Source organism: Pseudomonas sp. NPDC085632, assembly GCF_044541255.1.
Lineage (GTDB): Bacteria > Pseudomonadota > Gammaproteobacteria > Pseudomonadales > Pseudomonadaceae > Aquipseudomonas.
In genome coordinates, this window is sequence record NZ_JBITSX010000020.1 from 61099 (window position 1) to 76534 (window position 15436).

Sequence of the window (15436 nt, forward strand, 5' to 3'; positions counted from 1 at the left end):
TGGCTCGAGGGGAACCACGAGATTATCACCAGTCTGTAACAGGAAGTTGCTATGACAAAAAATTTAGTTAGGAAGACATCGATTCACTCAAGCTCACCGCAAGAAATCCATTGCAGAGCATTGCCACCCCGATGAGGCAACTTGTCACGCGGCAAACGACCACGCAGTTCATCGGCAAAAATGGGACTACTCTTTCAACGTTGCTTGATCCAGATCAAGACCCCAGACGGAATTGATCCGGTGGCCAGTTGGCCAGACTCCCTGCGTTGCGATGGTTGTTTAAAAAGAACGAATCAGAATTCGCCGCACTCCATATCCGTGGGGGCAGTGGGTGCAGGCCTCCGGGTCCGCAGCCGGTATTACCTGACAGAGGAAGCCATATGTTCGGTTTAGAGGCACTAGATCTCGCCCGAATTCAGTTCGCGTTCACCATCTCGTTCCACATCCTGTTCCCGGCCATCACCATCGGTCTGGCGAGTTACCTTGCGGTGCTTGAAGGCTTGTGGCTGAAAACCCACAACGACACCTACCGTGATCTCTACCATTTCTGGTCGAAGATCTTTGCCGTCAACTTCGGCATGGGCGTGGTTTCGGGGCTGGTCATGGCCTACCAGTTCGGCACCAACTGGAGCCGTTTCTCGGACTTCGCCGGTGCTGTCACCGGGCCGTTGCTGACCTATGAAGTGCTCACGGCGTTCTTCCTTGAGGCCGGTTTCCTCGGCGTGATGCTGTTCGGCTGGAACAAGGTCGGACGCGGCCTGCACTTCTTTTCCACGGTCATGGTGGCCATCGGCACGCTGATTTCGACCTTCTGGATTCTCGCCTCCAACAGCTGGATGCAGACGCCGCAGGGCTTCGAAATCGTTAACGGTCAGGTGATTCCGACCGACTGGCTGGCGATCGTCTTCAACCCTTCATTCCCCTATCGCCTGATGCACATGGCGACGGCGGCGTTCGTCGCCACGGCGTTCTTCGTTGGTTCCTCGGCGGCCTGGCACTTGCTGCGCGGCAAAGACAATCCGGCGATCCGCACCATGTTGTCGATGGCAATGTGGATGGCACTGATTGTCGCGCCGATCCAGGCAGTCATCGGCGACTTCCATGGCCTGAATACGCTCGAACATCAGCCGGCGAAAATTGCCGCGATCGAGGGGCACTGGGAAAACAAGGGTGACGAAGCGACGCCGCTGATTCTGTTCGGCTGGCCGGACATGAAAGAAGAGAAGACCAAATTCGCCGTGGAGATTCCGTACCTCGGCAGCCTGATCCTCACTCACTCGCTGGACAAACAGGTGCCGGCACTCAAGGAATTTCCGCCGGAAGACCGGCCGAATTCGACCATCGTGTTCTGGTCGTTCCGGGTCATGGTCGGCCTCGGTTTCCTGATGATCTTCACCGGTCTGTGGAGCCTGTGGCTGCGCAAGCGCGACACGCTCTACACCTCGCGTCCGTTCCTTTACCTGGCATTGTGGATGGGGCCGTCCGGTCTGATTGCGATTCTGGCTGGCTGGTTCACCACGGAAATCGGTCGTCAGCCGTGGGTGGTTTACGGCTTGATGCGCACCGCCGATGCTTCCTCCAGCCACAGCTTCATGCAGATGAGCATCACCCTGATCATGTTTGTGGTGGTGTATTTCGCCCTGTTCGGCGCGGGTCTCGGCTACATGATGCGCCTGGTGCGCAAAGGGCCGAAGATCAGCGAGGGCGCCGAGACGCCGGACGGTGGTCCAGGCAAACAGCGAACACCGGCGCGTCCGTTGTCCGCCGCCGACGATTCGGCCGATGCCGATCACGACGCCCCCAGCCTGACCAAGGAGATTTGAATCATGGGTATTGATCTTCCGCTGATCTGGGCCGTGATCATCATCTTCGGCATCATGATGTACGTGGTCATGGACGGCTTTGATCTGGGGATCGGGATTCTCTTCCCGTTCATCCCCGGCAAAGTCGACCGTGATGTGATGATGAATACCGTCGCCCCGGTCTGGGACGGCAACGAAACCTGGCTGGTGCTGGGCGGTGCGGCGTTGTTCGGCGCGTTTCCGCTGGCCTATTCGGTGGTGTTGTCGGCGCTGTACTTGCCGCTGATCTTTATGCTGATCGGTCTGATCTTTCGCGGCGTAGCGTTCGAGTTCCGCTTCAAGGCCAAGGATGACAAGCGCCACCTGTGGGACAAGGCGTTCATCGGTGGCTCGGTGGCGGCGACGTTCTTCCAGGGCGTGGCGCTGGGGGCGTTCATCGACGGCTTGCCGGTGGTCAATCGGCAGTTCGCCGGCGGATCACTCGACTGGCTGACGCCGTTCACCCTGTTCTGCGGCGCCGCACTGGTGGTGGCGTATGCCTTGCTCGGCTGCACCTGGCTGATCATGAAAACCGAAGGCAAGCTGCAAGAGCAGATGCATAATCTGGCGCGGCCACTGGCCTTCGTGCTGTTGGCGGTGATCGGTGTCGTCAGCCTGTGGACACCGCTGGCCCACCCGGAAATCGCCTCGCGCTGGTTCAGCATGCCCAACCTGTTCTGGTTCATGCCGGTGCCGATTCTGGTGCTGGTGACGATGTACGGCCTGATCCGCGCCGTGGCACGCAATGCCAACTACATGCCGTTCCTGCTGACGCTGGTGCTGATTTTCCTGGGCTATAGCGGTTTGGGCATCAGCCTGTGGCCGAACATCGTGCCGCCGTCGATCTCGATCTGGGATGCCGCTGCGCCACCGCAAAGTCAGGGCTTCATGCTGGTGGGCACGCTGTTCATTATCCCGTTCATCCTGGGCTACACCTTCTGGAGCTACTACGTGTTCCGCGGCAAGGTCACCCACGAAGACGGCTATCACTAAGCAAAACCCTGTGGGAGCGAGCCTGCTCGCGATGGCGTCGGCGACGGCGCCATCCATCTTGAAGAGGTTTGAAGAAAATGACTGGAAAGCATTCCCTGCACGACATTGAAGAAGCCGAAAAAAAACCGCTGTGGCAGCGGCTCGGCTGGTTGGCCCTGATCTGGGTCGGTAGCGTTGGTGTGCTGTTTATCGCCGCCAGCCTGATGCGCATGTTCATGAATGCCGCAGGCTTGACCACGCACTGAATCATCCCGTTCCGGCGCCTTCGGATACGGTTTTGTAACCCTCCTCACGGAGGGTTTTTTTTGCCTGGCGGTTTACTTGCGCGCTTTGAGGATGACGAATTTCGGTGTGGCGGCGACTTGCTCAACGCCACGGAACAAGCGCGCCAGTTTGCTGTGATAACCCAGATGACGGTTACCGACGATGTACAGCGCGCCGCCTACCACCAGCGCCTCGCGGGCCTGCTGGAACATGCGCCAGGCGAGAAAGTCGCCAACTACTTGCTGCTGATGGAACGGCGGGTTGCACAACACTACGTCCAGCGACTGCGGCGCTTGCCCGGCCAGGCCATCTCCGGCACGCACAATCACGTCGCGATCACCGAGTGCCGCGTGCCAGTTCTCTTCTGCTGATTGCACCGCCATAAACGATTCGTCGACCAGCGTGTAGTGCGCGTCAGGGTTTTGCAGGGCGCTGGCAATCGCCAACACACCATTGCCACAGCCGAGATCGGCAACACGGGCGCTACCAAGATTCTTCGGCAAATGTGGAAGGAAAGCGCGCGTGCCAATGTCCAGACCTTCGCGGCAGAATACGTTAGCGTGATTGCGCAATTCGATGGCCGGCTCATCGAGACGATAACTCGACGGGTAGGGCGAAACCACCGCGGTTTTTGCCTCAGGCGTGGCGATCAGCAGTCGGGCCTTTTTCACCGCGAGAGAAGCTTGTACCGGGCCGATATAGCGTTCCAGCAAATCGCCGGCCGCGCGCGGCAGATGCTTGACCATGGCCGCAGCAATGACCTGTGCGCCGGGCGCCAGTTGCCCTTGCAGACGAATCAGTTGTTCTTCCAGTAGCGCCAGGGTTTTCGGCACACGAATCAGTACGCAGTCAAACGGTCCGACGAACGGCGCGCTGGCCGGAATCGGGCTGATCGCGTCGAACGCCTGACCATTGCGCAGCAGGTTTTTTTCCAGCCCCTGAAAACCCAGGAATGAATCGCCGCTGCTACTGACCGCAACCTTGCCGAGCAGGCTGGCTGCCAGTGCACCAAAGCTGTCGTTGAGCACCAATACCCGTGTTTCGATCGTCGGTTGCTGCGCCGCCAAGTGATTGAGCAGGTATTCGTCTGCGGCATCGAACGCCTGCAGCGGTTCATTCTGCTGTTCGGGCTGGCGGATCAGGTCGAGTTGGGCGAAGGGCGTATCGAGCAAAGGCATGGGGCGGGGACTCAGGGTAATCGAGGGATGTCCCGCTGCCCTGGCGTCGTGCGGCGGAACTGACTGAGTGGACTGCAACGCAAAATTCACGTCATCACTCAGAAAGGCCACAAATGGTACGTTTTTTTCTCTGCAAATACTCGCAAGTTTTGATCCGGGTGCAAGGCTGGGTGTTTAGATGATGCCGGCTCTGGCGGCCGCGATGACGGCGGAAATCTTGTTGCACACGTTGAGTTTCTCGATCACGTTTTGCACGTGATAGTTGATCGTCCGCTCACTCAGGCTAAGGATTTTCGAAATCTCATAGGCCGTCTTGCCGTTAGCGGATAGCTGCAGAACCTCGAGCTCGCGTGGCGACAGATGCGGTTGGCGGGGCTTGATGGCCTGCGCTGGTAAAGCCCGGGCGAACAATTCACTCAGATGACTGGCGGCGTAGAACATATAGCCAAAATGCTCATACAACTCCAGCGGGCTGATCTGACAGTGCTTTCTGGCCAGGCTGATAATGCTGCACAAACCACTTTCTGTGTGGTGGAACGCCTGAGACCAGCCGTGTTGCAGTCCATGTTGTTGCAAGGCTTGCCACAATACCGGAGTGTCTCTGTACACCGCTTCATTCCACACAAGCGGCATCATTGAGTGATTGCAGTGTGCTATTACCGGGTCGATTTGACTGTATTTTTTTTGTTCATATTGCAGGTTCCATTCTTTGGGGTAATTGTTGATTTGCAAGGCACTAAGATGTAACTCCCGATGCGGCGAGGTCACTGCGATTGCGCAATAGTTAAACCCGAGGTTTTCGGCAAACCTCAGTAAAATCGGATAAGCAGCATCTATTCCCTTTGCGAAGGTGAGTTGCTTTAACTGCGACTCCTTCCACGTTTCCATTACTGAATCTCCATTGGTGTAGCGGGGGGCACCGAATGGATCCAAAAGATCCGGCACGCATCGAAGTGTAGGATGATTCCTACAATAGGCTCTAAATTTTTTCGCTCTTGAACAGGAGTGAATTTTCATAAAGTGTTCTTAGCAATCAGTCAGGTAATAGTATTTGAAGTGACATCTTACGAAGTAGAGTTTTTATTCGTTTTTTAATCGAATGATTCTGTTGAAGTTTGTGCCGGGACTCAGCGAATAACATTACCAATCATCGGTGTTTAACCCGCGTCATTTGCGCGACACTGGCGGTGATCGTTCAATGGAGTGCCCCATGACCGCCAGCGCAGAAAAGTACACCATGCAGACCTTGCTTGACGTGCAACCCCTGACCCCAAGCCTCTTCACCTTGCGTACCAGTCGCGACGCGGGTTTTCGTTTTCGCGCGGGGCAGTTCGCCAGGCTGGGTGTCAGCAAGGCCGATGGCAGCATCGTCTGGCGCGCCTATTCGATGGTGTCATCGCCGTTCGACGAATTTCTTGAGTTCTTCTCTATCGTGGTGCCGGGAGGTGAGTTCACCAGTGAGCTGAGTCGGCTCAAAGTAGGCGATACATTGCTGGTGGATCGTCAGGCGTTTGGCTATCTGACCTTGGATCGCTTCGTTGACGGTCGAGATCTGTGGTTGTTATCCACAGGCACCGGGGTGGCGCCGTTCCTGTCGATTCTGCAGGACTTCGAGGTTTGGGAAAAATTCGAACGGATCATCCTCGTGTACAGCGTGCGAGAGGCGCGGGAGTTGGCCTATCAGGCATTGATTGCCGAGCTGACGCAACGCGAATACCTGAGCGAATATGCGCACAAATTGCAGTTCATCCCGACGGTCACTCGCGAGGCGTATCCCGGTGCGCTAAATGGGCGCATCACCACGCTGATCGAAAGCGGCGAACTGGAACGCGCCGCCGGTGTGGCGCTATCAGCCGAACATTCGCGGGTGATGCTCTGCGGCAATCCGCAGATGATTGATGACACGCGCGCGCTGCTGAAAAAACGCCACATGAGCCTCAGCCTTACCCGCCGGCCTGGTCAGGTGGCGGTGGAAAACTACTGGTAAACAAACGGCGCCTCGCGGGCGCCGTTTGTTTATTGTGCTGCAGGTTCAGGGCCGGTTGTTCTGGGCCTTGAGCAAATCGCGGATCTCGCCAAGCAATTCTTCTTCCTTGGTTGGCACCGGCGGCAGGGTAGGGGCCACGGCTTCTTCGCGTTTGAGGCGGTTGATGGCTTTGACGCCCATGAAGATCGCGAAAGCGACGATCACGAAGTCCAGAATGGTCTGGAGGAATTTGCCGTAGGCCATCACCACTGCAGGCGCAGCGCCATCGGCGGCTTTGAGCGTGATGGCTAAATCACTGAAGTCCACCCCACCGATCAGCAGGCCGATTGGCGGCATGATCACGTCGCCGACAAACGACGAAACGATTTTGCCGAACGCGGCCCCGATGATGATACCGACGGCCATGTCGACCACATTGCCTTTGACCGCGAAGGCCTTGAACTCACTTAGCACGCCCATAGTTATTTCCTTGTTACAGATGAGTTTGGTGAACGCAGTGTAAATCAGCAAAACGCGTCCTGCGCGAAACACCTTCTTACAATGCCCGTTTTTATCGACACATCAATCGACGATTAGTTTGCAAAGTGCCATCAATCGCGCGCGAAATATCCCGTAACTCGCTGATCAGGAAGCCAATTTTCTCAATCATGGCGTTACGTTCTTTCTATTTATGTTCCACGTCGCAGGCCTCTAGCCTTGGGTTGGCGCATCTGGATGCGCCGCAAAATAACCAGAGGATCCTGATATGAACTCCACACTTGGACTGGGGGCTTTTCCCCGTCGACGCACCCTCGGTGTACTCACCGCGAGCCTGCTGACCTTTTCCGTTAACGCCGCGCCGCTGACCCGCGATAACGGTGCAGCGGTCGGCGACAATCAGAACTCGCAGACCGCCGGCGCCAGCGGCCCGGTGCTGCTGCAGGATGTACAACTGATTCAGAAGCTGCAGCGCTTTGATCGCGAGCGTATTCCCGAGCGCGTGGTTCACGCACGCGGTACCGGTGCCCATGGCACCTTCACGGTGACTAATGATCTCAGCGACCTGAGCAAGGCCAGGGTGTTTGCCGCCGGCCAGAGCACGCCGGTATTCGTGCGCTTCTCTGCCGTGGTGCACGGCAATCACTCGCCGGAAACCCTGCGTGATCCACGAGGGTTCGCCACCAAGTTCTACACGGCTGACGGTAACTGGGACCTGGTGGGCAACAATTTCCCGACCTTCTTCATCCGTGACGCGATCAAGTTTCCCGACATGGTGCACGCGTTTAAACCGGACCCCCGGACTAACCTTGATGACGACTCGCGTCGATTCGACTTCTTCTCTCATGTACCAGAAGCCACCCGTACGCTGACCGAGTTGTATTCGAATTCGGGAACGCCGGCCAGTTATCGAGAGATGGATGGCAATGGCGTGCATGCTTACAAGTTGATCAACGCCAAGGGTGAAGTTCACTACGTCAAGTTTCACTGGAAGAGCTTGCAGGGGCTCAATAACCTTACGCCCAAACAAGTCGCGAAAGTTCAGGGTCAAGACTACAGTCACATGACCAATGACTTGGTGAGCAATATCAATAAAGGTAACTTCCCGAAATGGGACTTGTACATTCAAGTGCTGAAACCGCAAGATTTGTCCAAGTTTGACTTTGATCCATTAGACGCTACCAAGATCTGGCCAGGTATTCCTGAACGAAAAGTTGGACAAATGGTATTGAACCGTAATCCGGCGAATGTCTTCCAGGAAACCGAACAAGTGGCCATGGCACCCGCGAATATCGTTCCGGGTATCGAGCCTTCCGAAGACCGTTTGTTGCAAGGCCGAGTGTTCTCTTATGCCGATACGCAGATGTATCGCTTGGGCGCCAATGCCCTGCAATTGCCAATCAATGCGGCAAAAGTTGCTGTGAACAATGGCAATCAGGATGGCGCGATGAACTTCGGCGCCAGCAACAGCGGCGTGAACTATCAGCCGAGCCGCCTGCAGCCCCGTGACGAGACACCAAGTGCGCGTTACAGCCAGTCGGCGCTGTCGGGCAGCACCCAGCAGGCGAAAATCCAGCGTGAGCAGAACTTCAAGCAGGCCGGCGATCTGTATCGCTCGTTCAGCAAGAAAGAGCGCCGGGACCTGATCGACAGCTTCGGTGGCTCGCTGGCCAGCACCGATGATGTGAGCAAGCACATCATCCTGTCCTTCCTTTATAAGGCCGATCCGGAATACGGCACCGGCGTCACGGAAGTGGCCAAGGGTGACCTGAGCCGGGTCAAGGCGCTGGCGGCCAAACTGGTCGACTGATACCGACGTAGCGCACACGGGGCCTGAGTCAGGCCCCGTTCCGTTCAAGGAGTCTGCTGATGCGAATCTGTCTTTTACTGTTAGCCGGTTGTCTGTCGTTCGCGGCATGGGCGGCACCGGTCGAGCAGAGTCCCGATACGATCAAAGCCCAGCTGCGGGACTACTACTTCGACGCTGCCCGGCGCGGTGATGTGCCGATGCTCGACACCTTTATCGAGTCCGGCTATTCCCTCGATACCCGTGACAGCAAAGGCTACACCGCGCTGATTCTCGCGGCTTATCACGGTCAAGCGCCAGCGGTGGAGCGGTTACTCGCTGCCGGCGCCGATGCCTGTGCGCAAGATCAACGCGGCAACACGGCGCTGATGGGGGCGATTTTCAAAGGTGAATTACAGATCGCCCGGCGTTTGATGGCCACCGATTGCAGCCCCGATCAGCGTAATGGCGCCGGGCAGACGGCGGCGATGTACGCCGGATTGTTCAAGCGGCTGGAATTGCTCGATGGGCTCAAGGCCAAGGGCGCCGACCTCAATGCCGAAGACCCGTTGGGCAATAGCGCCGCGCGTCTGGCCAACGGCGAAATCCGCACCGCTGCACCGCGCTGAGCGGTGGCTGCGTTATCATCGCGGTTTTTGCCGGGGGTTCTGATGGCCAAGGCCAAGCGCATGTACGGCTGCACTGAGTGCGGCGCAACCTTTCCCAAGTGGGCGGGCCAGTGCGGTGAGTGCGGCGCCTGGAACACCCTGACTGAAACCATGATCGAGAGCGGTGGTGCCACGGCGCCCACCGGCCGCACCGGTTGGGCCGGGCAACAGGCGCAGATCAAGACCCTGGCCGAAGTCAGCATCGAAGAGATTCCGCGTTTCTCCACCGCGTCCGGTGAGCTGGATCGGGTACTCGGCGGTGGTCTGGTCGACGGTTCGGTCGTGCTGATCGGTGGTGATCCGGGGATCGGCAAATCGACGATCCTGTTGCAGACCCTGTGCAACCTCGCCAAGAGCATGCCAGCGCTTTACGTCACTGGTGAAGAATCTCAACAGCAAGTGGCCATGCGCGCGCGCCGCCTTGGCTTGCCGCAGGATCAACTGCGGGTGATGACTGAAACCTGCATCGAAACCATCATCGCCACGGCCCGTCAGGAAAAGCCCAAGGTGATGGTGATCGACTCGATCCAGACGATCTTCACCGAACAGTTGCAATCGGCACCCGGTGGCGTCTCTCAGGTGCGTGAAAGTGCAGCGCTGTTGGTGCGTTATGCCAAGCAGAGCGGCACGGCGATTTTCCTCGTCGGCCACGTCACCAAGGAAGGCGCGCTGGCCGGTCCCCGCGTGCTCGAACACATGGTCGACACCGTGCTGTATTTCGAAGGCGAGTCCGATGGGCGTCTGCGTTTGTTGCGCGCGGTGAAAAACCGTTTCGGTGCGGTCAACGAGTTGGGGGTGTTTGGCATGACCGACAAGGGTTTGAAAGAAGTCTCCAACCCGTCGGCGATTTTTCTCACTCGCGCGCAGGAAGAAGTACCGGGCAGTGTGGTCATGGCGACATGGGAAGGCACCCGGCCGATGCTGGTGGAAGTGCAGGCGCTGGTCGATGACAGCCATCTGGCCAACCCGCGACGGGTAACGTTGGGCCTGGATCAGAACCGTTTGGCGATGTTGTTGGCGGTCTTGCATCGCCATGGCGGGATTCCGACCCACGATCAGGACGTGTTCCTCAACGTGGTTGGCGGGGTGAAGGTGCTGGAGACGGCGTCTGACCTGGCGCTGATGGCGGCGGTCATGTCGAGTCTGCGTAATCGGCCGTTGCCGCATGATCTGCTGGTGTTTGGCGAGGTCGGACTGTCGGGAGAAGTTCGCCCCGTGCCGAGCGGTCAGGAGCGTTTGAAGGAAGCCGCCAAGCATGGCTTCAAACGGGCGATCGTGCCGAAGGGCAATGCCCCAAAGGAGTCGCCGCCAGGCTTGCAGATCATCGCCGTGACCCGCCTCGAACAGGCCCTCGACGCCCTTTTCGAATAACTGCGTTTCTCTTTGTAGGAGCTGCCGCAGGCTGCGATCTTTGGATCTTGAAACAAATTCAAAAGATCGCAGCCTTCGGCAGCTCCTACATGGGTTCAATGGTTGGCGATCAGGTTTCGATCAGGGCACCGAGTTCGCGCTCAAGCTCCTGCGGATCGGCCAGATTGAGCTCGATCAGCCGCCGCAAGCGCTGGATCGATTCCAGGCTGATATGCCGGCAGACAAACCCCAACTGGCCATTCTCTTCATGGGCCAAGTGCACGTCCATCTCGATATCGACGTCATCGCTCAGATGAATGTCGACGAAGAAATCCTTCCCCGAGTCCCCCAGCCACGGCTCCGGCCGCTCGATCAGCAACCCTTTGAGCGACAGGTCGATCAGCTTGGCCGGCCAGATGTATTCACCCTGACTCAGCTCGGTTCTGGCATCGAACGCAATACGTTTGAAACGACGTCGATTGGCGGGGTGCTCGCTCATGGCGCAATCCTCATGAAGGTTCGCTGACTATAGACCGCGAATGCGGGCGCCAGCCAATCCCTAAAGCGTCTAGACCAACGTCGGGGTATGGCCTTTGGCGCCGTAAGCGCTAAACTCGGGGTGGCTGTCTTTCTTGTCCACCCTGGCTGGAATAATAAAATGAAAAATAATAATAGCCTGCTACGCCACTTACCCTGGCTATTGCTGGCAATCGTAGGAGCGTGCGCCCTGGGCGTAGTGGCATTGCGCCGCGGCGAGGCGATCAACGCCTTGTGGATCGTGGTCGCTGCCGTGGCCATTTATCTGGTTGCGTACCGTTACTACAGTCTGTTCATCGCCAACAACGTGATGCAACTCGATCCGCGTCGGGCCACCCCCGCCGTGCTCAATAACGACGGTCTGGACTACGTGCCGACCAACAAACACATTCTTTTCGGTCACCACTTCGCTGCCATCGCTGGCGCGGGGCCTCTGGTCGGCCCGGTATTGGCCGCGCAGATGGGCTACTTGCCCGGCACGCTCTGGTTGATTGCCGGTGTGGTGCTGGCGGGCGCGGTGCAGGACTTCATGGTCCTGTTCATGTCGACCCGGCGCAACGGCCGTTCCCTGGGCGATATGGTGCGCGAAGAAATGGGCCGCATTCCCGGCACCATCGCCCTGTTCGGCTGCTTCCTGATCATGATCATCATCCTCGCGGTGCTGGCGCTGATCGTGGTCAAGGCGCTGGCGGAGAGCCCATGGGGTATCTTCACCGTGATGGCGACCATCCCGATCGCGATGTTCATGGGCATTTACATGCGCTACATCCGCCCGGGCCGCATCGGCGAGATCTCCGTGGTCGGCGTGTTGCTGCTGCTCGGTTCGATCTGGCTGGGTGGGCAGATTGCCGCTGATCCGGTGTGGGCCAAGGCGTTCACCTTTACTGGCGTGCAGATTACCTGGATGCTGGTCGGTTACGGTTTCGTCGCGGCATCGCTGCCGGTCTGGCTGATTCTGGCGCCGCGCGACTACCTCTCCACCTTCCTCAAGATCGGCACCATCATCGCCCTGGCAATCGGTATTCTGGTGACCATGCCCGAGCTGAAAATGCCCGCGCTGACCCAGTTCGTCGACGGCACTGGCCCTGTATGGAAGGGCGGTCTGTTCCCGTTCCTGTTCATCACCATCGCCTGCGGTGCGGTTTCCGGTTTCCACGCACTGATTTCTTCGGGCACCACGCCGAAGTTGCTGGATAACGAAACCAACGCCCGTTACATCGGTTACGGCGGCATGCTGATGGAGTCGTTCGTCGCCATCATGGCCATGGTCGCCGCGTCGGTGATCGAGCCTGGCGTGTACTTCGCCATGAACAGCCCGGCCGCCGTGGTCGGCAGTGACGTGGCATCGGTTGCACAAGTGGTCTCCAGCTGGGGCTTTGCAATCACGCCGGAAGCGCTGCAAGCTGTCGCCCATGATATTGGTGAAACCACCATCCTGGCCCGTGCCGGTGGTGCGCCGACCCTGGCGGTCGGTATCGCGCAGATCCTGCACAGTGTCCTGCCGGGTGAAAACACCATGGCGTTCTGGTACCACTTCGCGATCCTGTTCGAAGCGCTGTTCATCCTGACCGCAGTCGACGCCGGCACCCGTGCCGGGCGTTTCATGCTGCAGGATCTGCTCGGCTCTTTCGTGCCGGCATTGAGACGTACCGAATCGTGGACCGCCAACCTGATCGCCACCGCCGGTTGTGTGGCGATGTGGGGCTGGTTGCTCTACCAGGGCGTGATCGACCCACTGGGTGGCATCAATACCCTGTGGCCACTGTTCGGTATCTCCAACCAGATGCTGGCCGGTATCGCACTGATGCTCGGCACCGTGGTCCTGATCAAAATGAAGCGTCAGCGCTACATTTGGGTCACGCTGCTGCCAGCCGCCTGGCTGCTGATTTGCACTACAACGGCGGGCTTCATCAAACTGTTCGATGCCAACCCGGCAATCGGCTTCCTGTCGCTGGCCAAGAAATACAGTGATGCGCTGGCCAATGGTCAGGTGCTGGCCCCGGCAAAAAGTGTTGAGCAGATGCAGCACGTGATCTTCAACGCTTACACCAACGCAACGCTTACCGCGCTGTTCCTGTTCGTGGTCTTCAGCATCCTGTTCTATGCGCTCAAGGTCGGCATCGCCGCCTGGGGCAAAAAAGAGCGTACGGATAAAGAATCGCCATTCCAGGCCCTGCCGGACGCGTAACCAGAGGATTGCACCATGTTCAATGACCTGAGTCGCCTCGGTAAATACCTCGGTCAGGCCGCGCGCCTGATGGTCGGCATGCCCGACTACGACACCTACGTCGAGCATATGCAAACCAAGCACCCGGACAAACCGGTGATGAGCTACGAGATGTTCTTCCGCGAACGTCAGGAAGCCCGTTACGGTGGCAAGGGTGGGCCGAAGTGCTGTTGAACGGATAGCCTGCGGTTGATGTAGTCCCCCTGTGGGAGCTGGCTTGCCAGCGATAGCGGCGTGTCATTCGACAGAGATGTCGACTGATACACCCTCATCGCCAGCAGGCTGGCTCCCACATTTGTTTTGTGTTTCTTCTCAGGAGATCGAGTTTTGTCCTCTCCCATCCCGGTCACGGTACTCAGCGGTTTCCTCGGCGCCGGCAAGACCACTTTGCTGCGCCATATCCTCAAAGCCGAGCACGGCCTGAAAATCGCCGTGATCGAAAACGAATTCAGCGACGCCGGTATCGACACTCAGTTGCTGGGTGACGAGCCGGTGCAAGTCATGACCCTGGCAAACGGCTGCGTCTGCTGCACCATTCACACGGATCTGACCAAAGCCTTGTACCTGCTGCTCGAACGGCTGGACAGCGGCGAGATCGCCTTCGACCGTCTGGTGATCGAATGCACCGGTCTGGCCGATCCGGCACCAGTGGCGCAGACTTTTTTCATCGACGAAGAATTGCGCGAGCGTTACCTGCTCGACGGCATCATCACCCTGGTCGATGCCGCGCACGCGGATGTGCATCTGAGCCAGACCATCGCTCAGGCGCAGATCGGTTTCGCCGACCGCTTGCTGGTGAGCAAGACCGATCTGGTCGACGAAGCCACGTTCAACGCGTTGAGCGAACGCCTGACGCGGATCAATCGGCGTGCGCCCATCCGTGTGGTTGAGCATGGCAACATTGATCTGGCTGAATTGCTGGACGTGCGCGGCTTCAATCTCAACGCCGATCTCGGCGGCGGCTTGAGCCTGCGCCCGGTGAGCAAGGCGCCGTCGATCGATCGCATTTCCAGTCTGGTGCTGCGTACCGATCAGCCGCTGGATATCGATCAGCTCAGCGAGTTCATGAATGAGCTGCTGGAAGAGCACGGCAAGCAATTGCTGCGCTACAAGGGCGTGCTGAACATTGCCGGCGAAGATCGGCGCTTGGTGTTTCAGGGCGTGTTGAAGCTCTATGGTTTCGACTGGGATTCCCAATGGGCCGAGGGCGAGGCGCGGGAAAGTGTGATTGTGTTTATTGCTGATGATTTGCCGGAAGAGAAGATTCGGGCGGGGTTTGCCAGAGTGGTTTCTGCCTGAATCTTGGTTGTCAGTGATGCCCTCTTCGCGAGCAGGCTCGCTCCCACAGTGGACCGCATTTCTCTGGAAGGAATACGGTCTCCTGTGGGAGCGAGCCTGCTCGCGAAGGCGATTTAACCGACAGCACAATGCTCAAGGTCTGAACCCAACAGCGTCTGCTCAAGATGATCCAGATGTTGATTCATCAGCATTCCGGCCTTGGAAGCATCTCGTCGCTCCACGGCCTCAACCAGCGCCAAATGCTCCCGCCACGCGCAACAGCTGTGCGTCTGCGACGAACTTCGCGCAATTGCCAATGAGGTCAACGGCACCAGACTGCCCAAGAAATGCGCCAACGGTGCATTCCCCGCCATCTGCGCCAACGTCAGGTGAAACTCCCCGGACAAGCGAATTGCCGCGCCGCGCCGATCCTGCTCGACGGCCTCACGCTCGCGCTCGATCAATCCGCGCAAGCGTTTCAAGTCTTCTGCTTGCGGACGCTGACACGCCAGACGCACCAATGTGCTTTCGGCCAGCCGCCGCGCATGCAGTGTCTGTCGTGTCTGCTCCCGGTCAGGTGCTGCCACACGCGGGCGATGATTGGCCCGCAGCACAATGACTTGCTCAAGCGACAACTGCGTTAGCACCCGGCGCACATCGGCGCGGCTGACACAGAACATCTCTTTCAAACTGTCTTCGGTGAAGCGGCTGTCGGGATTGATGCGCTGTTCGAGAATCGCATCGAACAGTCGCGGATAAAGATCCTCCACCGACGCCCGCAGCCGGGAAAAGGGCAGGGGCGCGGCGCTCGGCCGGGCGTGCGAGGGTGACGCGAAACTGTTCATGGCCT

General features: G+C 58.3%; 15 protein-coding genes. 10 read left to right on the plus strand and 5 right to left on the minus strand.

Annotated features, from left to right (window positions below):
• The first annotated feature begins 380 nt into the window (after positions 1-380).
• The 3 genes from ACIF4X_RS15140 to ACIF4X_RS15150 all read left to right on the plus strand — a co-directional run bounded on the left by ACIF4X_RS15140 (position 381) and on the right by ACIF4X_RS15150 (position 3079).
• Positions 381-1823, plus strand: a complete 1443-nt coding sequence (locus ACIF4X_RS15140) for a cytochrome ubiquinol oxidase subunit I (protein ID WP_397482755.1) — start codon at positions 381-383, stop codon at positions 1821-1823.
• A 3-nt stretch (positions 1824-1826) separates the two neighbouring features.
• Positions 1827-2834 (plus strand): cytochrome d ubiquinol oxidase subunit II, encoded by a 1008-nt coding sequence (cydB, locus tag ACIF4X_RS15145; protein ID WP_093434736.1) that lies wholly within the window; start codon positions 1827-1829, stop codon positions 2832-2834.
• Positions 2835-2911: 77 nt separating this feature from the next.
• Positions 2912-3079: a DUF2474 domain-containing protein gene (locus ACIF4X_RS15150; RefSeq protein ID WP_016773090.1), complete on the plus strand. Its 168-nt coding sequence runs from the start codon at positions 2912-2914 to the stop codon at positions 3077-3079.
• Between the two features lie 72 nt (positions 3080-3151).
• On the opposite strand, the gene ACIF4X_RS15155 is transcribed toward ACIF4X_RS15150, so the two are convergent.
• A complete protein-coding gene (locus ACIF4X_RS15155) occupies positions 3152-4276 on the minus strand; it encodes a methyltransferase (RefSeq protein ID WP_397482756.1) in 1125 nt (374 codons plus the stop codon).
• 174 nt (positions 4277-4450) lie between these two features.
• Complete coding sequence (locus tag ACIF4X_RS15160) at positions 4451-5164, minus strand: autoinducer binding domain-containing protein (RefSeq protein WP_397482757.1); 714 nt, start codon at positions 5162-5164, stop codon at positions 4451-4453.
• Between the two features lie 322 nt (positions 5165-5486).
• Between ACIF4X_RS15160 and ACIF4X_RS15165 the strand changes: the two genes are divergently transcribed.
• Positions 5487-6263 (plus strand): ferredoxin--NADP reductase, encoded by a 777-nt coding sequence (locus ACIF4X_RS15165; RefSeq protein WP_397482758.1) that lies wholly within the window; start codon positions 5487-5489, stop codon positions 6261-6263.
• Between the two features lie 45 nt (positions 6264-6308).
• Here ACIF4X_RS15165 and mscL read toward each other — a convergent pair whose 3' ends face one another.
• Entirely contained in the window at positions 6309-6722 is a 414-nt protein-coding gene (gene mscL / locus ACIF4X_RS15170; RefSeq protein WP_064118754.1) for a large-conductance mechanosensitive channel protein MscL, read from the minus strand.
• Between the two features lie 286 nt (positions 6723-7008).
• Between mscL and katB the strand changes: the two genes are divergently transcribed.
• From katB to radA, 3 genes are read left to right on the plus strand one after another with little or no spacing between them, the layout of a single operon-like run.
• Complete coding sequence (gene katB / locus ACIF4X_RS15175; protein WP_397482759.1) at positions 7009-8550, plus strand: catalase KatB; 1542 nt, start codon at positions 7009-7011, stop codon at positions 8548-8550.
• 59 nt (positions 8551-8609) lie between these two features.
• Positions 8610-9155 carry an ankyrin repeat domain-containing protein gene (locus tag ACIF4X_RS15180; RefSeq protein ID WP_397482760.1) on the plus strand — a complete coding sequence of 182 codons (546 nt, stop codon included), beginning with the start codon at positions 8610-8612 and terminating at the stop codon, positions 9153-9155.
• 42 nt (positions 9156-9197) lie between these two features.
• The gene (gene radA / locus ACIF4X_RS15185) at positions 9198-10565 is read left to right on the plus strand and encodes a DNA repair protein RadA (RefSeq protein ID WP_007909773.1); all 1368 of its coding nucleotides are present in this window, start codon (positions 9198-9200) and stop codon (positions 10563-10565) included.
• 109 nt (positions 10566-10674) lie between these two features.
• On the opposite strand, the gene ACIF4X_RS15190 is transcribed toward radA, so the two are convergent.
• On the minus strand, positions 10675-11043 hold the full coding sequence (locus ACIF4X_RS15190) for a PilZ domain-containing protein (RefSeq protein WP_397482761.1): 369 nt from the start codon (positions 11041-11043) through the stop codon (positions 10675-10677).
• 159 nt (positions 11044-11202) lie between these two features.
• On the opposite strand from ACIF4X_RS15190, the gene ACIF4X_RS15195 reads away from it, so the two are divergent.
• The 3 genes from ACIF4X_RS15195 to yjiA all read left to right on the plus strand — a co-directional run bounded on the left by ACIF4X_RS15195 (position 11203) and on the right by yjiA (position 14607).
• A complete protein-coding gene (locus tag ACIF4X_RS15195; protein ID WP_397482762.1) occupies positions 11203-13269 on the plus strand; it encodes a carbon starvation CstA family protein in 2067 nt (688 codons plus the stop codon).
• Positions 13270-13284: 15 nt separating this feature from the next.
• Positions 13285-13482 (plus strand): YbdD/YjiX family protein, encoded by a 198-nt coding sequence (locus ACIF4X_RS15200; protein WP_003228401.1) that lies wholly within the window; start codon positions 13285-13287, stop codon positions 13480-13482.
• Positions 13483-13635: 153 nt separating this feature from the next.
• The gene (yjiA, locus tag ACIF4X_RS15205; protein ID WP_397482763.1) at positions 13636-14607 is read left to right on the plus strand and encodes a GTPase; all 972 of its coding nucleotides are present in this window, start codon (positions 13636-13638) and stop codon (positions 14605-14607) included.
• Between the two features lie 113 nt (positions 14608-14720).
• On the opposite strand, the gene ACIF4X_RS15210 is transcribed toward yjiA, so the two are convergent.
• Entirely contained in the window at positions 14721-15431 is a 711-nt protein-coding gene (locus ACIF4X_RS15210; RefSeq protein WP_397482764.1) for a GntR family transcriptional regulator, read from the minus strand.
• Positions 15432-15436 lie beyond the last annotated feature (5 nt).